This is a genomic window from Pseudomonas sp. GD04019 (assembly GCF_029837695.1).
GTDB lineage: Bacteria > Pseudomonadota > Gammaproteobacteria > Pseudomonadales > Pseudomonadaceae > Aquipseudomonas.
The window spans coordinates 134,056-149,662 of sequence record NZ_JAOEEA010000013.1; the positions used below are offsets into that span (position 1 = coordinate 134,056).

15 protein-coding genes and 1 riboswitch are annotated in these 15,607 nt (G+C 65.5%); of the genes, 8 read left to right on the top strand and 7 right to left on the bottom strand.

Annotation, left to right across the window (positions count from 1 at the left end):
• Positions 1-407: 407 nt before the first annotated feature.
• The 5 genes from N7607_RS19670 (at position 408) to N7607_RS19690 (ending at position 5,470) form a co-directional block, all read left to right on the top strand.
• Positions 408-1,409: an ATP-binding protein gene (locus tag N7607_RS19670; RefSeq protein ID WP_279865050.1), complete on the top strand. Its 1,002-nt coding sequence runs from the start codon at positions 408-410 to the stop codon at positions 1,407-1,409.
• Positions 1,391-2,101, top strand: a complete 711-nt coding sequence (locus N7607_RS19675; protein ID WP_279865049.1) for a VWA domain-containing protein — start codon at positions 1,391-1,393, stop codon at positions 2,099-2,101. Before N7607_RS19670 ends, N7607_RS19675 begins: the two co-directional genes overlap by 19 nt.
• Positions 2,098-2,865 carry a precorrin-6A synthase (deacetylating) gene (cobF, locus tag N7607_RS19680; protein WP_279865048.1) on the top strand — a complete coding sequence of 256 codons (768 nt, stop codon included), beginning with the start codon at positions 2,098-2,100 and terminating at the stop codon, positions 2,863-2,865. The genes N7607_RS19675 and cobF overlap by 4 nt, the downstream gene beginning before the upstream one ends.
• Positions 2,866-2,979: 114 nt before the next feature.
• The gene (locus tag N7607_RS19685; protein WP_279865047.1) at positions 2,980-3,996 is read left to right on the top strand and encodes a HEPN domain-containing protein; all 1,017 of its coding nucleotides are present in this window, start codon (positions 2,980-2,982) and stop codon (positions 3,994-3,996) included.
• A 904-nt stretch (positions 3,997-4,900) separates the two neighbouring features.
• Positions 4,901-5,470 (top strand): flavin reductase family protein, encoded by a 570-nt coding sequence (locus N7607_RS19690; RefSeq protein WP_279865046.1) that lies wholly within the window; start codon positions 4,901-4,903, stop codon positions 5,468-5,470.
• Here the strand turns inward: N7607_RS19690 and N7607_RS19695 are convergent.
• The 7 genes from N7607_RS19695 to cobG form a co-directional block, all read right to left on the bottom strand.
• Positions 5,467-6,318: an alpha/beta hydrolase gene (locus N7607_RS19695; RefSeq protein ID WP_279865045.1), complete on the bottom strand. Its 852-nt coding sequence runs from the start codon at positions 6,316-6,318 to the stop codon at positions 5,467-5,469. The two genes, N7607_RS19690 and N7607_RS19695, sit on opposite strands and share 4 nt — an antisense overlap.
• A 46-nt stretch (positions 6,319-6,364) precedes the next feature.
• Positions 6,365-7,264, bottom strand: coding sequence for a nucleotidyl transferase AbiEii/AbiGii toxin family protein (locus N7607_RS19700; protein WP_279865044.1), 900 nt, complete (start codon positions 7,262-7,264; stop codon positions 6,365-6,367).
• Positions 7,251-7,820 (bottom strand): type IV toxin-antitoxin system AbiEi family antitoxin domain-containing protein, encoded by a 570-nt coding sequence (locus N7607_RS19705; protein WP_279865043.1) that lies wholly within the window; start codon positions 7,818-7,820, stop codon positions 7,251-7,253. Before N7607_RS19705 ends, N7607_RS19700 begins: the two co-directional genes overlap by 14 nt.
• A 108-nt stretch (positions 7,821-7,928) precedes the next feature.
• Positions 7,929-9,587 (bottom strand): precorrin-3B C(17)-methyltransferase, encoded by a 1,659-nt coding sequence (cobJ, locus tag N7607_RS19710; protein ID WP_279865042.1) that lies wholly within the window; start codon positions 9,585-9,587, stop codon positions 7,929-7,931.
• Positions 9,588-9,845: 258 nt separating this feature from the next.
• The gene (locus N7607_RS19715; protein WP_279865041.1) at positions 9,846-10,586 is read right to left on the bottom strand and encodes a precorrin-2 C(20)-methyltransferase; all 741 of its coding nucleotides are present in this window, start codon (positions 10,584-10,586) and stop codon (positions 9,846-9,848) included.
• A complete protein-coding gene (locus N7607_RS19720) occupies positions 10,586-11,212 on the bottom strand; it encodes a precorrin-8X methylmutase (protein ID WP_279865040.1) in 627 nt (208 codons plus the stop codon). Before N7607_RS19720 ends, N7607_RS19715 begins: the two co-directional genes overlap by 1 nt.
• Positions 11,209-12,453, bottom strand: a complete 1,245-nt coding sequence (cobG, locus tag N7607_RS19725) for a precorrin-3B synthase (RefSeq protein ID WP_279865039.1) — start codon at positions 12,451-12,453, stop codon at positions 11,209-11,211. The genes N7607_RS19720 and cobG overlap by 4 nt, the downstream gene beginning before the upstream one ends.
• Before the next feature lie 165 nt (positions 12,454-12,618).
• Positions 12,619-12,808, bottom strand: a riboswitch (cobalamin riboswitch).
• Positions 12,809-12,996: 188 nt separating this feature from the next.
• Here cobG and cbiE point away from each other — a divergent pair.
• The 3 genes from cbiE to N7607_RS19740 all read left to right on the top strand — a co-directional run.
• Positions 12,997-14,199: a precorrin-6y C5,15-methyltransferase (decarboxylating) subunit CbiE gene (gene cbiE, locus N7607_RS19730; RefSeq protein ID WP_279865038.1), complete on the top strand. Its 1,203-nt coding sequence runs from the start codon at positions 12,997-12,999 to the stop codon at positions 14,197-14,199.
• Complete coding sequence (locus N7607_RS19735) at positions 14,196-14,930, top strand: cobalt-precorrin-6A reductase (protein ID WP_279865037.1); 735 nt, start codon at positions 14,196-14,198, stop codon at positions 14,928-14,930. The genes cbiE and N7607_RS19735 overlap by 4 nt, the downstream gene beginning before the upstream one ends.
• A partial coding sequence (locus N7607_RS19740) for a (2Fe-2S) ferredoxin domain-containing protein (protein WP_279924046.1) occupies positions 14,927-15,607 on the top strand: 681 nt, incomplete at its 3' end. The genes N7607_RS19735 and N7607_RS19740, both read left to right, overlap by 4 nt.

The window sequence follows — 15,607 nt, forward strand, 5'->3', positions numbered from 1 at the left end:
GGTGCGCGGCAGCGCTGCTAAATCGCCAGGCGTAAGTGCGGTAAGAACGGTAATAGGCGGTGTAAGCGGTCATGTTTCGATCCTCTATTTGTATCGTGCTGGCCTTGTGGGCCGGAAAAACAAAAACCCCGGTCGGGTGGCCGACCGGGGTTTCATGAAACTGGCTGGTGGCGACCCTTTGCTCTGGGGCGCCTGTGGGGTATCAGGCGCGCCGCTGGCTAAACCAATACCCATAAAAGAAGTAAGCGACGGCCTCGACCTGCGCGCGCACGCCAGCCACGCCGACAGCGGCGGAGCGAACGAGGCGGTTCAGGGAAGGGCGAGACGACATGCTGATCTCCAAAACGATGGTTGCCACGCTAACCGATCGCCCTACCTAACTTCAACCCTTGTCCCGAGGTAACGCCATGCAGCCCCATTTCCCCCTGGCCGCCGTGGTGGCCGCCGACGAGCTCAAGCTGGCGCTGTGCCTGGCCGCCATCGACCCGGCCCTGGGCGGCGTGCTGATCGAAGGGCCGCGCGGCATGGCCAAGTCCACCCTGGCGCGCGGCGTGGCCGACCTGCTCGACGGCGGGCGCTTCGTCACCCTGCCGCTGGGCGCCAGCGAGGAACGCATCGTCGGCACCCTCGACCTGGATGCCGCGCTCGGCGAGGGCCGCGTGCGCTTCTCCCCCGGCGTGCTGGCCAATGCCCACGGCGGCGTGCTCTACGTTGACGAGGTCAACCTGCTGCCCGACCACCTGGTGGACCTGCTGCTCGACGTGGCCTCCAGCGGCATCAACCACGTCGAACGCGATGGCTTGTCGCACAGCCACCCGGCGCGCTTCGTGCTCATCGGCACCATGAACCCCGAGGAAGGCGAGCTGCGCCCACAGCTGCTCGACCGCTTCGGCCTCAAGGTGCAGCTCGGCGGCACGCCCGAGCCGGCCCAACGCGCCGAGATCATCCGCCGCCGCCTGGCCTTCGACGACGCCCCCGAAGCCTTCCTCGCCCAGTGGCAGAACGAACAGGACGCCCTGCGCCAACGCTGCACCGAGGCCCGCCGGCGCCTGAGCGACATCCCGCTGGACGACGCCAGCCTGGACGCCATCGCCCAGCGCTGCTTCGCCGCCGCCGTGGATGGCCTGCGCGCCGACCTGGTGTGGCTGCGCGGCGCCCGTGCCCATGCCGCCTGGCGCGGCGCCAGCAGGATCGAGACGCAGGATATCGACGCCCTGGAATCCTTCGTCCTCGCCCATCGCCGCCGCGAACACACGCCGCCCGCCGCCAACCAGCCACCGGCGCCAAGCCAGTCGGAACAGCAGCCCGCGCAACCGGACCAGGGCGAAGGCCAGTGGGGCGCGCTGCCGCCGCACGCCGTGACTGTCGGCGAAAGGCGCGAGCCGCCCGTTTGGCCAAAAAAGCCCTGAGCATCCGCCCGCGCCAGGCCCCAGGCGCGGATGCCCTACCCCAACCGGGCCAGGCCCAAGGCGGACGCAGCGGCGCACGCGGCAGCGGCACGCCTATACGCATCGACTGGCCGGCGACCCTCGCCCATGGCCGCCCGCGCCGCCGCGCCGACCTGCACTGGCACGCCCGCCGCCTGCGCCCCGGTGAGCTGTGGCTGGTGATAGTCGATGCCTCGGCCAGTACCCGTCGGCATGGCGCCCTGGCCCAGGCCAAGGGCCTGCTCACCGAGCTGTTCGCCAGCGCCTACCGCCAGCACGCACGCCTGGCCGTGCTCGAAGCCGGCGGCGCCCAGCCGCGCTGGCTCTGGCAGGGGCAGAAGGCATCGCCTGAACTGCACGCCTGGCTGAACCAACTCGGCGCCGGCGGCGGCACCCCGATCATCGAGGCACTGCAACTGGCCACGCCCTGGCTAGAGTGCCGGCAACGCCACAATCCAGGCGAACAACAACGCCTGCTGCTGCTCACCGACGGCCGCCTGCGCGACTGGCCGCGGCTTACCACGCTACCCTGCCCTGGGCTGCTGCTGGACATCGAGCGCGCGCCCATCCGCCTCGGCCGCGCCCGTCAGCTGGCCAGCGAGCTGGGCGCCGATTACCACCATATCGACGAACTGGCGCCAGCTTCCCGCGCGCCCATCTGGAACAGACCATGAAAGAACTGCTGCTGGTCGGCATCGGCGCCGGCGACCCGGACTACATCACCCAACAGGCGATCAAGGCCCTGCGCCGCAGCGATGTGATCTTCCTGATGGACAAGGGTCCGGCCAAATACAAGCTCAACGCCCTGCGCCGGGAAATCTGCGAGCGCTTCCTCGACGGCCACCACCCGCGCTTCGCCGAAGGCCAACAGCCAGAACGCGAACGTGACGCCGCCGACTACCGCGCCAGCGTGGACGAGCTGAACCGCGACAAGCAGGCGGTGTTCGAGCAACTGATCGACGAGCAGATGAAAGAGGGTGAAGTGGCCGCCTTTATGGTCTGGGGCGACCCCTCGCTGTACGACAGCAGCATCCGCATCATCGAATCCATCGCCGCCGCACGCAGCGACCTCAGCTATGACGTGATCCCCGGCATCACCAGCCTGCAGGCCCTCACCGCCCGCCACCGCGTACCGCTGAACCAGATCGGCCGCGCCGTGGAAATCACCACCGGCCGCCTGCTCGCCGAAGGCTGGCCGCAGGGTGTGGACAGCGTGGCGGTGATGCTCGATGCCAAGGACACCTACCTACGGTTTGTCGGGCAGGGGCTGCAGATTTATTGGGGGGCGTATGTGGGGACGGCGGATGAGATTTTGATTGCTGGGGCGCTGGATGAGGTGGCGGAGCGGATTGCGGCGACTCGCGCGGAGGCGCGGGAGAGGAATGGGTGGATTATGGACAGCTACTTGCTACGCAAAGAGGATGCGGTAAGTGCATGAAGAGCGCGGCAGTGTACAAAGAACCCTAATCCTCTTCCACACAGGGAGATAATCTCCAACAAGCCGCAAGAGAAGTAACGCTGTACTCAAGGTCGTTCGTTTGGTGAGGCCACTATGAAACATGAAGTTATTCTGGAGCTGGGAAGAATAGGCCGGACATGGGGATATGACTTAGGCTGGGAAAGCATCTGTAAAGCTGATATCGAAATTTGGAAATCTGCGGAACAGCTGTTCAATAAAAAGTCATATTTTCATGAAGACATGGAAATCAAGCTATCTGTAGATCTTAGCTTAATTACAAACTGGTATGAGGGCTTTTACCAGCGAGGACTTTCCAAAGAAAGCAAATATTTAGATGCTTGGAGCGGGAGATTGGCCTTTACGGTAGAGTTTCTAGGGGGAGACGACAGTAAGAAGAAAAACACTCATTATGCTCGGCATTTCGTTGAAAAGTTCATTTACGACATTTTTATTGTGATGAACCTCTCCCTACCAGGGTCCTGCGAATTCCTAAATCTTATTTTCGATGAAGACAATTATCAACTTAGAGGCAGACTACTTCTATCTTCTTATAATTTTGAAAATGGACATCTAGCCTTTTTGAGAGGAGATAGCATCGCCCCTAAAACAATATCAATTGAAAAGACTTTTCAATGGTATGAAAGCCTGAATTTATCAGTTAAGCAAAAATCTGATTCTAATCTAGAGAGTGCGATATTCGCACTTCTACATATCTGCAAATCGAATATGGATGTAACATCTATTGTATGGATGTTTCATGCGCTTGAAGCGATTTATAAAGCACGTGTAGGCGAGAACTTTACAAATCTTATTTGCAGGATGGCTTTCCTTTTTGGCTTTAACTCTAAGCAGGAAAATTTTCTAAAGAAAGAGCTTAGAAAAATATACGATCTAAGAAGCTCTTTTGTTCACGGGGGATACAAAATATACCATCCCATGGAAAACGAACAGCTTGATCCCAGAGTGAGCGAGCATAGGTACAAGGAGTATGAGGCATGCCAAGTAGGCTTTGATCTTGTTGTTCTATCACTTCAGAGACTTATAGAAATGGGGTGGGTTGGAATTGAACTCCGAGAAGAGATACTAGGAATTTCTCTAAACAAAGAATAGCTCTTAGATGTTAAATGAAACTATCCAAGCGCTAATATACAGAGCAGACGGTGGCAGACCGCGTTTTTTTTGCAGATGCATCGATTCTGAATCGCAACTTCTCCTCGGCTGAAACTACAGATTTCGCCTTGCACGGCGAGTCACTTGACTCGCTTCGCTCGCCCTTCGGGCCAGCCTGCGGCTGTTACTCCGCTTCGCTCCGTATCTCTTTGATCGCGCAGAAAGTAACCAAAGAGAAAGCGCGCCCAGCATCCGGGCTTCGCTGCGCGAAACTTCCCCCTCCGGTGCTGCTCCGGGGGCCGGCTTGCAAGGGCCATCCATGGCCCTTCAAGCCTCTCGCCGCATCCATGCGGCTCGTCCCCCTGCGCAACACTTCCACTCGGCCTCCTGACGGGGATTCAGCTCCGAGTTGCTTGATTTGTCTAAGCGCTACGCGCCCGAAGGAGTTAGCAGGGCTCGCTTTCGTAGGGTGGTCTCGCCGCAGGCAGCCCTCCACACCGGAACGGTGTACTGCCCTTCGGGCGAGTAACGCCCTACAGAAGCAGCATCGCGCCTTCAGGCAACTCCCTGCCCCCCTTCAGAAGGCCGAACGGAATCATTACGGAAGGGGTTGAGCGGCATGGATGCCGCGAGAGCGACGATGGGCCAAGGATGGCCCTTCGTCGCGTGCCCCTGGAGCAATGATGGAGTGAGGGAAGTCGAGCGCAGCGAGACCCGGATGGTGGGGGCAAGACCTTTTGGTTCCTTTTGGGGCGTTTGCCAAAAGGGACCCGCCCAGCAGGGCGGAACCACTGCTCCAGCCGACCAAGAAATCGGTAGGAAACAAAACTTCCAAGCCAACACGAGTTGCAGAACCGGAGCCAGAGAGGCGAGCATCAGGCCAACCTCGCAGTAAGGAACCGCAATGAATTCCCACCAAATTCCCGTCGACCTCGCCAAGGCCTACCGCCTCCTCAACCACGGCCCAACCGTCCTGGTCTCCGCCCGCCACGACGGCGTCGACAACGTCATGGCCGCCGCCTGGGCCTGCGTTCTCGACTTCTCCCCACCCAAGCTCACCGTGGTGCTGGACAAGGCTACCCGCACCCGCGAACTGATCGAACGCAGCGGCCGCTTCGTCATCCAGGTACCCACCGCCGCCCAGCTGCAACTGACCAACACAGTCGGCAACCACAGCCTCAAGGACGACCCGGACAAGCTGGCCAAGGCCGGCGTCGAACTGTTCGACATGCCCGGCCACGACCTGCCCTTCGTGCAAGGCTGCTCCGCCTGGATGGCCTGCGAGCTGATCGCCGAGACGCACAACCAGAACACCTACGACCTGTTCATCGGCGAAGTGGTCGGTGCCTGGGCGGATGACCGCGTGTTCCGCGAGGGCCGCTGGCACTTCGAGGAGGCCGACCCGGCCTGGCGCAGCCTGCACCATGTGGCCGGGGGGCATTTCTACGCCATTGGCGAGGCGCTCAAGGCCTAGGAACGCTCACCCTGGACGAAGGCCGCTATATGCCTGGCGCAGGCCAGCGGGTATTGCAGGTGCGGACCGTGGCCGGAGCTGGGCAGGGTCAACAGATGCAGGGTCGGCAGCGCGCCGCTGAGGGCGTGCCAGTTCTCCACCGGGAAGACGATGTCGTGGCTGCCGCCAATGTGCAGCACGGGAATGCCCGTGCGCTTGAGTGCGTCCAGCAGCGGCGGTAGCGGGATGATCGAGTTGCGCGGCCCATCGCCCAGTTGCTGGCCGGCCCACTCGTGAGGCACCGGCGGGCACTGGCCTGATGTACGCGAAGCGATGCGCGCGGCCGACTGGGTTGCCGCCGCGCGGCTCTCCTGGGACAGCGGCTCGAAGAACAGGTGGACGAAATCTTCGAAGTCGTTTTCCCGCCTTGCCAGTTTGTAGAACAGCGGCTCGCCCAGGCGCACCAGCTCACCAGGCGGCGTGGTGCCGAACAGCACTAGGTGGCTGATCAATTGCGGCGCCTGCAGGAACACCAGCTGCGCGGCGATACCTCCGAGCGACCAGCCGCCGAGAACCAGGCGTTGCAGGCCGAGGGCGGCGATCAGGTCGAGAATGTCGCGGGCCAGGCGCGCCGGGTCGTAACTGGGCTCGCCGCCGGACAGGCCCAAGCCGCTGTAGTCGAACACGTACACCCTGAAGCCCTGCTCGGCGAGCGCATCGAGGAACAGCGGATCCCAGTCATCCATGGTGCCGCGAAAGCGCACGCACAGCAGCAATGGCACGCCCTCGCCGATCACCCGATAGGCCAGGCGGCGGCCATTGCTCTCGACAAACTGGTTGGGTACCTGGTGGGCGGGCTGGTGCGGCATGGCGAGCGACTCCTCTGCTGGACTCCGGAGAGCGTAGCCGGCCCCATCACATGCGGAACGATTCGCCCGCCTGCGCATTGCCCTCGAGGTGCACTTTGGCTCGCCGCATCAACGCCGGTATCTCGCTCACCAGGTAGTCCCAGAATCGTTCGTTGTTCACCGTCTCGGCCACTATCCGGGGCGGCAGAAAGCGCTGCATTTCCTTGCGGAAGTCTGTTTTTACCTGCGGATCGCTGGACAGCGAGACGACACGCTCATCCGCCCTGGCCAGGAAGTCCGGCACCAGCACGCGGTGATCGCCCAGCTTGCCTGGCAGCAGTTGCAGCGCCGGCTCGACACCCTGCTGTTTCAGCCACAGCAGGTCCCAGAGGTCACGATTCTTGATGCGGCCACGACGCAGGGCGAAGGCCAGAATCTTGTCCACATAGATTTCTTCCAGCGCCTCGGCATTGAGGATCAAGCCCTGGGTGCCCATGTCCACGCCATAGGGATTGAGCAGGGTCTTCGGCGTGCTCAGGTACGTGGGGATGGCGCAGACATCGATGTTGATGCGCTGGGCCGGCATGCTGCGCGCTTCCGGCCGGGTCTGGATCTTCAGCTTCCAGGTGTCGACATTGCCCGACTCCTTGCTCGGCTCACTGACCTCCACCTGCAGGCCGTACTTGGTCTGCAACCTGTCGATCAGGGTGGCCTTCAGCTGGGACAGATCGGCGCGGTCGAAATCGGCGCCTCCGGTGAAATCCAGGTCCTCGCTCAAGCGATTGGAACCGTAGCAGGCACGCAGGCAGGTGCCGCCGATAAAGCAGAGTTTCTCCAGCATGCCGGCCTCGCTCAGGGCCAGCATGATGTCGTGATGCAGCAGCTCCTTCTCCACCACGACGCGCAGGCGCGCCAGGTCTCCGTTTTGGACGAGGGCCTGGTCCACCAGGCGATCAAACAAGCTCATGGGCTGCACTCCAGTCGATCAGGTCGAGATTGCGCTTCGCCACCTTCATATCGCGCAGCGCCAGGGCTGGAGATGCGCGCCACAGGCGGCAGCGCTCGTCATAGACGAGCTGCTCGCTCAGGTCCTGCGGCCTCTGCCGGGTATGCACGAACTCGATGGTGCCCCAGTGGCCGCACTCGATACGGCTGGAGCGCCCCGAGGACATCAGCGTGACCCAGTTCAGCGGGATCTGCGAAATGATGCCGGCGTCGCTGAGTGCGGTTTCCAGGCTGATGTAGTTGAACTCCTGGGCACGCAAGCGGGCCGCCGCATGAAACAGCAGTAACCCGGAACCGGGCCGGGCCGGGCGGTAGAGATACAGGCCACGGCAAACACGCTCCAGCCTGCCCTCCTTGGCCGCCCGGCTGAGCAAGGCGCGATAGGCCTCGACGGAAATATCCGGCACCAGGGCGCGGACGTCCGAAGGGGTGAACAGGTAGCGGTCTGGGGAGGCAAGCGAGTCCAGGCCGCCATACAAGCGGCGAATGGGCTGGCTGCTTTCGCGGCGCGTTTCCATGGCGATAGCTCAACGGAAAGTTACAGTAACTGTCACTTAGCGTAGAACTGGATAGTCCAAGACTCAACAGAAAATGATGATAACAGTCATTTTCTGTTGAGTAGCTGCTCAAGTTTGCGGATACCAACGCGGCGTATACACCCACTCGCCGCCGCCCTGACGCGGGAAGCGCCGGGTCTGGCTGGAGCCGATGATCACCAGGGTGCGCATGTCCACCAGTTCCGCGGTCAGCTCACCGAGGGTGAGTACGCGCAGCGCCTCGGCCGGGCGGCCGATGTCGCGGCCGAGTACCACCAGGGTCTGCGGTTCGCGGTGCTGGCGCAGTAGGTCGAGAGCACGGCCGAGCTGCCAGGGACGCGCCTTGGAGATCGGATTGTAGAAGGCCATGGCCAGGTCCGCAGCGGCGGCGTGCTGCAGGCGCTTCTCGATCACCGCCCAGGGCTTGAGGTTGTCGGACAGCGAGATCAGGCAGAAGTCGTGCCCCAGCGGCGCGCCGGCCTTGGCCGCAGCGGCCAGGGCGGCAGAGATGCCGGGCAGCACCTCCAGTTCCACGCCCTGCCAGCGCGCTTCGCGGGAAGCCTCCAGCGCCTCCATTACCGCGGCGGCCATGGCGAACACGCCGGGGTCGCCGGAGGACACCATCACCACCCGCCGGCCCTGCGCAGCCAGTTCGAAGGCATGGGCGGCGCGCTGCAATTCCTCGCGGTTATCGCTGGCATGCAGGCACTGATCCGCGCGATAGGGCCCGGCCATGGTCACGTAGGTCTCGTAGCCGAGCACGTCCTCGGCCTCGTCCAGCGCACGGCGCACGGCCGGGGCCAGCAGCTCGGCACAACCGGGGCCGATACCGACCACGCTGAGGCGACCACGTGGGCGGCCGATGGCGGCAGCGGCTTGCGGGCTGTCGGCCAGATGCAGACTCAGCCCCGGCGCCTCGTAGCAGGCCAGCGGCAGCGCCGTGTTCGACTCGATGAAACGCAGTGGCACCTTCAGATCGGCAGCCGCCTGTTCGGCGAACGGCAGCGAGTGCCCTTCGCCTTCGACCAGCAAGGCGGCCAAGGCAGCCTCGGCTAGACCGGCTTCGGCCAATGCGGCGCGCAGTTGGGCAGCCAGCTCGGCAGAAAAATCGGTGCAACGCGCCAACCCCCGGCGCGGATGAATCAGCAGCGCATCGTCACCGCTGCTGGCGGCCACATCGATGCGCAGGCAGCGCTCGCCCTCGGCATGCAGCGGCAGGTTGGCCTGCTGCAGCCAGGGTGCCTCCCCCTCGACACGCAGACGCGCACCGCCGAGCAGGTCGCTGACCAGGCGCTTGCCCTGCTCCAGGTCGGCCAGGGCGTAGCCCTGCGGCGGGTCGAGCAGGCAGGTGCCGAAGCGCAGCTCGCCGCTGGTGGTAATGGCCGGCGCCACCGCCAGCCACTCGCCCAGCTCGCGGGCCAGGCGGTTAACTCCAGCCAGGCCGCCGAGCAGCGGCACCACGGCGCTGCCGTCCTCGGCCAGGGCCAGCACCGGCGGCTCCATGCCCTTTTCCACCAATGCCGAAGCCATGCTGCGAATCACGATGCCGGCGGCGCACAGGGCGATGATGGGCGTGCCGGCGCGGTACAGGCCGCGCAGGTGTTCGGCGAACTCGCGGTAGGTTTGGTCCACCTCGTCCACCCGCCCGGCCAGGCCGTGGATACGTGCCTGCGGGTAGCGCTGCTGCACGCGGCGCGCGGTAGTCAGCGCAGAGGCGCCGAGGATGACGATGGCGGGGACTGGACTCATGCTGGCGCTCCGTCTGAACAATCAAGGCGCTGAGCCCGAGCCCCGTGCCCCTCAAGCAGCTCGGGCAACTCCCTCTCCCATTGGGAGACGACTGCAGGGATGCAGGAGGTAGGGCGACGCAGGAAGCCAAAGCCGAGGGTTGGGGTGAGGGATGAGAGAGCCCACCGCGCTTCATGGACGATTCCAGCCGCCTGCAACATCCCTCTCCCCCGGCCCCTCTCCCGGGGGGAGAGGGGAGGAAAAGCTGCGCTCATCAAATCAGCCACGCCACTTCTCCCCCGGCACCAGGATCATGGAGAAGTACGGCGAGGCCAGCGGGTCCACCTCGTCCAGCGGCACGATGTGCTGGTTGTCCATGGTCGCGCGTTCCACGTAATGCGCGCGCTCGGCCAGGCCGAGGCGTCGCAGCACGCGGCGCACCTTGTCGAAGTTGCGGCCAAGCTTCATCACCACGGCGGCCTCGGCACTACGCAGGCGCTGCTCCAGTTCCTCTTCCGGCAACACGCCGGAAAGCACGCTCAAGGATTGGTTGCGATACACCAGCGGTGTGCCCAGCACCGAGGCGCAGCCAAGCATGGAGCACACGCCGGGCACCACCTCGGCCTCGTATTGCTCGGCAAGGCGATCGTGCAGGTACATGTAGGAGCCGTAGAAAAATGGGTCACCCTCGCAGATCACCGCCACGTCGCGGCCGGCCTCCAGCTCGGCGGCGATCTGCACGGCGCAGGTGTCGTAGAAGTCGGCGATCACATCCTCGTAGGTCAGCGGCGGCTCCAGCTTCTCGGTAGTCACCGGGTAGACCAGCGGCAGGCGGCGCTGCGCCTCGGTGAGATGCTGTTCGATGATGCCAAAGGCGTTGCCGCCCTGGCCTTTATTCGCCTTGGCCTTGGCCACGAAGTAGCCCACCACCGGCGCGGACTGCAGCAGGCGCAGGGCCTTGAGGGTGATCAGCTCTGGATCACCGGGGCCGACGCCGAGGCCGAGCAGACGTCCCCTCATCACTCCACCTCCGTGGCCAGGGCGTTGACCGCGGCGGCGGCCATGGCGCTGCCGCCGCGACGACCGCGCACGATGACGTAGGGCACACCGCGGCTGTCGGCGGCGAGCATGTCCTTGGACTCGGCCGCGCCGATGAAGCCCACCGGCATGCCGAGGATCAGCGCCGGCCTGGGCGCGCCAGCGTCGAGCATCTCCAGCAAGTAGAACAGCGCGGTGGGCGCATTGCCGATCACCACCACGCTGCCTTCCAGATGCTCGCGCCAGTGTTCCAGGGCCGCCGCCGAGCGGGTGTTGCCGAGGTCACGGGCCAGCTGCGGCACGTCCGCCTCGTTCAAGGTGCAGATCACTTGGTTGCCCGCCGGCAGGCGCGCACGGGTGATGCCCTCGGCGACCATGCGCGCGTCGCAGAGGATCGGCGCGCCCTTGGCCAATGCCGCGCGGCCGGCGGCGCCGGCACCGGGTGAGAAGCGCAGGTCCTGCACCACGTCGACCATGCCGCAGGCATGGATCAGCCGCACGGCGAGCTTTTCCATATCGGCCGGGATGGCGGCCAGGTCGGCCTCGGCGCGGATGGTGGCGAAGGATTGGCGATAGATCTCCTGACCATCGCGGATGTATTCGATCATTCGGGTGTTCCTGCGGCGAGCTGCTCGCCGGCTTGGTCGATATCGAGGGATTGCGCCAGCAGGCGGCCGAATGCGGCCTGGCCCTGCTCGCGGCGATAGAGGTCATAGCGGCCGCCGGGCTGGGCCAGCAGCGTGTAGGGCGCGACATGGGCGGCGGCGCAGCTGCGCGGACAGCCGCACAGGTGCACCTGTGCCGGGCCGTGCGGGCCCAGGTGATCCGCCAGGCGCACGGCATCGGCCTTGGTGTCCGCCGCTGCCTTGGCGCAGCCGGCGCTGCCGCTGCAGGCGAGTACCCGAGCCAGCGGCGCGCGGGTATCCAACAGCAGGCCGATGTCGTTCATGGCCTGGGCCACGGCGGCCCGGCGCTCGACCGGTACATCCGGCAGCAGCACGCCCTGCCAGGGTGTGAGACGCAGCTCGCCGCTGCCCTCGGCGTCTGCCAGGTCGGCCAGGGCCCAGAGCTGGGTGGCTTCGAGTCGGCCCAGCGGCGCGCCGGCCAGCAGCATTACCAGGCCGGATTGCGACTGGGCGTGAATGCCCAGAGGAGCGCCATCCGCCTGAGCTCGTTGAGCAGGCGCCGGTGGCGTGTTCAGGGCGAAAGGCAGGCGTGCCTGCAGGCGAGCGAGGAAGCCCGCTACGGCCAGTTCGGCCAGCAGCTGGCGCATGCGGCTGTGCTCGCCGGCCAGCTCGAGGAACAGCTGCAGCGCAGCCTTCACCAGCGGCTCCGCCTGATCAACTTCAATGCTGGCCAGGGCCTGGTCGCACGGCGAGCCGGCCAGGCCGAAGGCCAGCTGCTTGCCATCGGGCAAGGCGCTGAGCCAGAGATCGTGGGGATGGTCGAGCATGGCCAGGGCCTCGCCCCCATCCAGCTGCAGGGCGAACTTGGCGGAGAGGCGGTGGAATTCCGGGGAGTCCTGCAGCAGTGCCAGCAGGCGCTCGGCCAGCGGGCGGGTGTCCAGATGGGCGGCCGGATCGCGCCCGGCGGCGGGGCTGAGCAGCAGGTTGCGTACGTCGTCGGCGGCAGGATTGCTGGGGCCGAGGTCGGCGGCCAGCAGATGCGCCACCAGCGCGGCCTGCTCGCCCTCGCGCACGCCGCGAATCTGCAGGTTGCTGCGGTTGGTCAGTTCCAGCACGCCGCTGGCGCACATCCGCGCCGCCTCGGCCACGGCGCGGGCCTGGGCGCTGCTCAGCAGGCCTCCAGGCAGCTTGATCCGGCAGATGCCGCCATCCAGCGCGGACACGACGCGCCACAGCCCCGGGCAGGCGGAGGGCCTGGGAGCAGATGCGACAACGGCGGCGGATGGATCGGGTTTCAAGCGGTCACCGACAACGAACGACGCGGCGACCGAACCAGTGAAATCCGCACAGGGATTTCTTGGCATCGGTACACCCCGCCCGATGTTGGCACTCGCGACTGCGTCGTCGGCAGGTCTCCTGGCTGACAGGTCATCGTCGCTCCACGGCCTTCCCGATTGCTCAGTGGCATATGTGTGGAGCGACTCGCTGCGTACAGTTGCGGGGGCAGCCACGGTATGACCGTGTTCCCTCTTCGAGCCTGTCTACGATCTGCTGCGCGTCGGCCCTGCTGCGTTAAAAGCGGACTCGGAATGCTCATGTGCTACAGCACACTCCGCTTCCTCGCCTGCTTTTGCCTTGCATGGCTCTAGCTCGCGAGATGGTAAACAGACTCTTAGGCCCGTTTATATGGGCACCGACGAAGGCGCTATTATGCCCGCTTTGCCCGGCGCCGCGACATGCGCCACGACAACAGGTAGGAATCGCCGATGGCGCAATGGCTGACAGTGGTGGGAATCGGCGAAGACGGCTACCCCGGCCTGGGCAAGGCAGCGCGCCGCGCGTTGCTGGCGGCCGAGCGGATCATCGGCGCACCACGCCAGCTCGACCTGCTGCCACCCTGCATTTGCGCCCCGCGCGAGGTCTGGCCGAGCCCCTTCAGCCTCGAACCCGTGCTGCAGCGGCGCGGCACACCGACCTGCGTGCTGGCCAGTGGCGACCCCATGCTGTTCGGCGTCGGCGCCAGCCTGGCCCGGCAGGTCGATGCAAACGAGCTGCTGGTGCTGCCGGCGCCTTCCTCCTACTCGCTGGCCGCCGCGCGCCTGGGCTGGCCGCTGCAGGACGTGACCCTGCTGTCGGTAGTGGCGCGCCCTCTGCCTGCCGTCGCCCGCCATCTGCATGACGGCCAGCGCCTGCTGATCCTGTGCAATGACGGCGATAGCCCGGCAGCTATCGCCGCCCTGCTGCGAGAGCGTGGCTTCGGCGCCAGCCGCTTGAGCGTGCTGGAGCACCTGGGCGGCCCGCTGGAGCGGCGCATCGATGGCCTGGCCGCGAGCTGGAATGTAGAAGCAGTCGCCGCGTTGAATCTGCTGGCCGTGGAATGCCAGGTCGATACCGGCGTGCAAGCGCTACCGCTGACCATCGGCCTGCACGACGACGCCTACCAGCACGATGGCCAACTGACCAAGCGCGACGTGCGCGCCATCACCCTCGCCCGCCTGGCACCTCGTCCCGGCGAGCTGTTGTGGGATGTCGGCGCCGGTTGCGGCTCGATCGGCATCGAGTGGCTGCGCAGCCATCCGCGCTGCCGCGCCATCGCCATCGAGGCGAACGAAGGCCGCCAGCAGCTGATCGCCCATAACCGCGACGCCCTCGGCGTACCGCAGCTGCAACTGGTGGCCGGCGAGGCACCGGAAGCGCTGGCCGGACTGGAATTCCCCGACGCCATCTTTATCGGCGGCGGCGTCACCGTGCCCGGCGTGCTGGAGCTGTGCTGGCAGGCGCTCAAGCCCGGCGGCCGGCTGATCGCCAATGCCGTGACCCTGCAGAGCGAGGCCATGCTAGTGGCCTTCCGCGAACAGCACGGCGGCGAGCTGATCCGCATCGCCGTGAGCCAGGCCCAGCCGCTGGGCGACTTCGACACCTGGCGCAGCGCCCTGCCGATCACCCTGCTGGAAGCCCGCAAACCTTGACCCGCGTGCTGCTGCTCGGTGGTGTCGGCGACGCGCTGCGCCTGGCCCGCCGCCTGGGCCCCGGGCATCTGTACAGCCTGGCCGGGCTGGGCAAGGTGCCGGACGATCTGACTTGCCAGGTGCGCGTTGGTGGTTTCGGCGGTGCCGAGGGCCTGGCCGACTTTATCCGCACCGAAGGCTTCGACCTGCTGCTGGACGTCACCCACCCCTATGCCGCGCGGATCAGCGCCAATGCCGCCACGGCTGCAAAGCTGGCCGGCGTGCCCTGCTGGGCGCTACGTCGGCCGGGCTGGCAGCCACAGCCCGGCGACGACTGGCGCGAGGTGGCCGACTGGGCCGCGCTGGTCGAGGCCCTGGCGTCCTTTCACAAGCCCTTCTTCACCCTGGGCCGCGAGCCGCTGGCGCATCTCGACGAGATTCCCGCGCACCTGCACTGGACCCTGCGCCTGCTCGATGCCCAGCCCGAACACCCACGCGTCCGCTGCATCGCCGCCCGCGGCCCCTTCACCCTCGAAGACGAACGCGCGCTGTTCGCCGCCGAAGGCTTCGATGTGCTGGTCAGCAAGAACAGTGGCGGCAATGCCACCGAGGCCAAGCTGCAGGTCGCCCGCGAGCGCGGCCTGCCGGTGCTGATCCTGCAGCGCCCGCAACTGCCCGAGGTGGAGCGCAGCTTCGCCGATCCCGAAACCCTGTGGCAGGCGCTGCAGCCGCTGCTCCGAGAACTCCGATGAAGACCGAAAGCTACGCCCGCGTGCTGTTCGCCGGCCCAGACCTGAATCACGGCAGCTTTGCCGAACTGGCCCGCCGCCAGTTCAGCGAACAGTTCGGCGCCGCCGTGCTGGACGATCTGTTCGATTCCGATGCCGGCTATGACCAGCTCTGGGCACAAGTGCGCGAATGCCTGAGCAGCGAAGAACTGCCGCTATTGGTCGTCGATCTCGATCCACTTGGCAGCAGCCCGCAGCTGGACTGGCTGCGCGGCGAACTGCAGACCCTGGCCGGCGAGCAGGCTGATCGGCTATTTGTCTGCGCTGGCAATGTCGAGGACATGGCCGCCCTGGCCGCAGTGATCCAGCAGCCGGAAAAACATCTGGGCTGCGTGGACGTGCCGCAACTGCCGGCAAGCCACAGCTGGTCATGCATCCCACCGCACCGCTATCGCGTGCTGCTGTGCAACGGCCCGCGTTGCACCCGGCGCGGCGCCCTGCCCTTGTGGAAGCTGTTGCGCGAGGAGCTGAAGGCGGCCGGCCGCCTGGAGACCGAAGACGGCGTGCATATCACCCGCACCCAGTGCCAGTTCCCCTGCGACCTGGGGCCGACCCTGAGTGTCTACCCGAGTGGCGAGTGGTACCGCATACGCGATGCGGCCGAGGTGAAACGCCTGGTGCAGGAGCGCTTCGTCGAGGAG

Coding starts and splice junctions, on each gene's coding strand:
- N7607_RS19670 (WP_279865050.1), top strand. CDS start 408: ATGCAGCCCCATTTCCCCCTGGCCGCCGTGGTGGCCGCCGACGAGCTC.
- cobF (WP_279865048.1), top strand. CDS start 2,098: ATGAAAGAACTGCTGCTGGTCGGCATCGGCGCCGGCGACCCGGACTAC.
- N7607_RS19685 (WP_279865047.1), top strand. CDS start 2,980: ATGAAACATGAAGTTATTCTGGAGCTGGGAAGAATAGGCCGGACATGG.
- N7607_RS19690 (WP_279865046.1), top strand. CDS start 4,901: ATGAATTCCCACCAAATTCCCGTCGACCTCGCCAAGGCCTACCGCCTC.
- N7607_RS19695 (WP_279865045.1), bottom strand. CDS start 6,318: ATGCCGCACCAGCCCGCCCACCAGGTACCCAACCAGTTTGTCGAGAGC.
- N7607_RS19700 (WP_279865044.1), bottom strand. CDS start 7,264: ATGAGCTTGTTTGATCGCCTGGTGGACCAGGCCCTCGTCCAAAACGGA.
- N7607_RS19705 (WP_279865043.1), bottom strand. CDS start 7,820: ATGGAAACGCGCCGCGAAAGCAGCCAGCCCATTCGCCGCTTGTATGGC.
- cobJ (WP_279865042.1), bottom strand. CDS start 9,587: ATGAGTCCAGTCCCCGCCATCGTCATCCTCGGCGCCTCTGCGCTGACT.
- N7607_RS19715 (WP_279865041.1), bottom strand. CDS start 10,586: ATGAGGGGACGTCTGCTCGGCCTCGGCGTCGGCCCCGGTGATCCAGAG.
- N7607_RS19720 (WP_279865040.1), bottom strand. CDS start 11,212: ATGATCGAATACATCCGCGATGGTCAGGAGATCTATCGCCAATCCTTC.
- cbiE (WP_279865038.1), top strand. CDS start 12,997: ATGGCGCAATGGCTGACAGTGGTGGGAATCGGCGAAGACGGCTACCCC.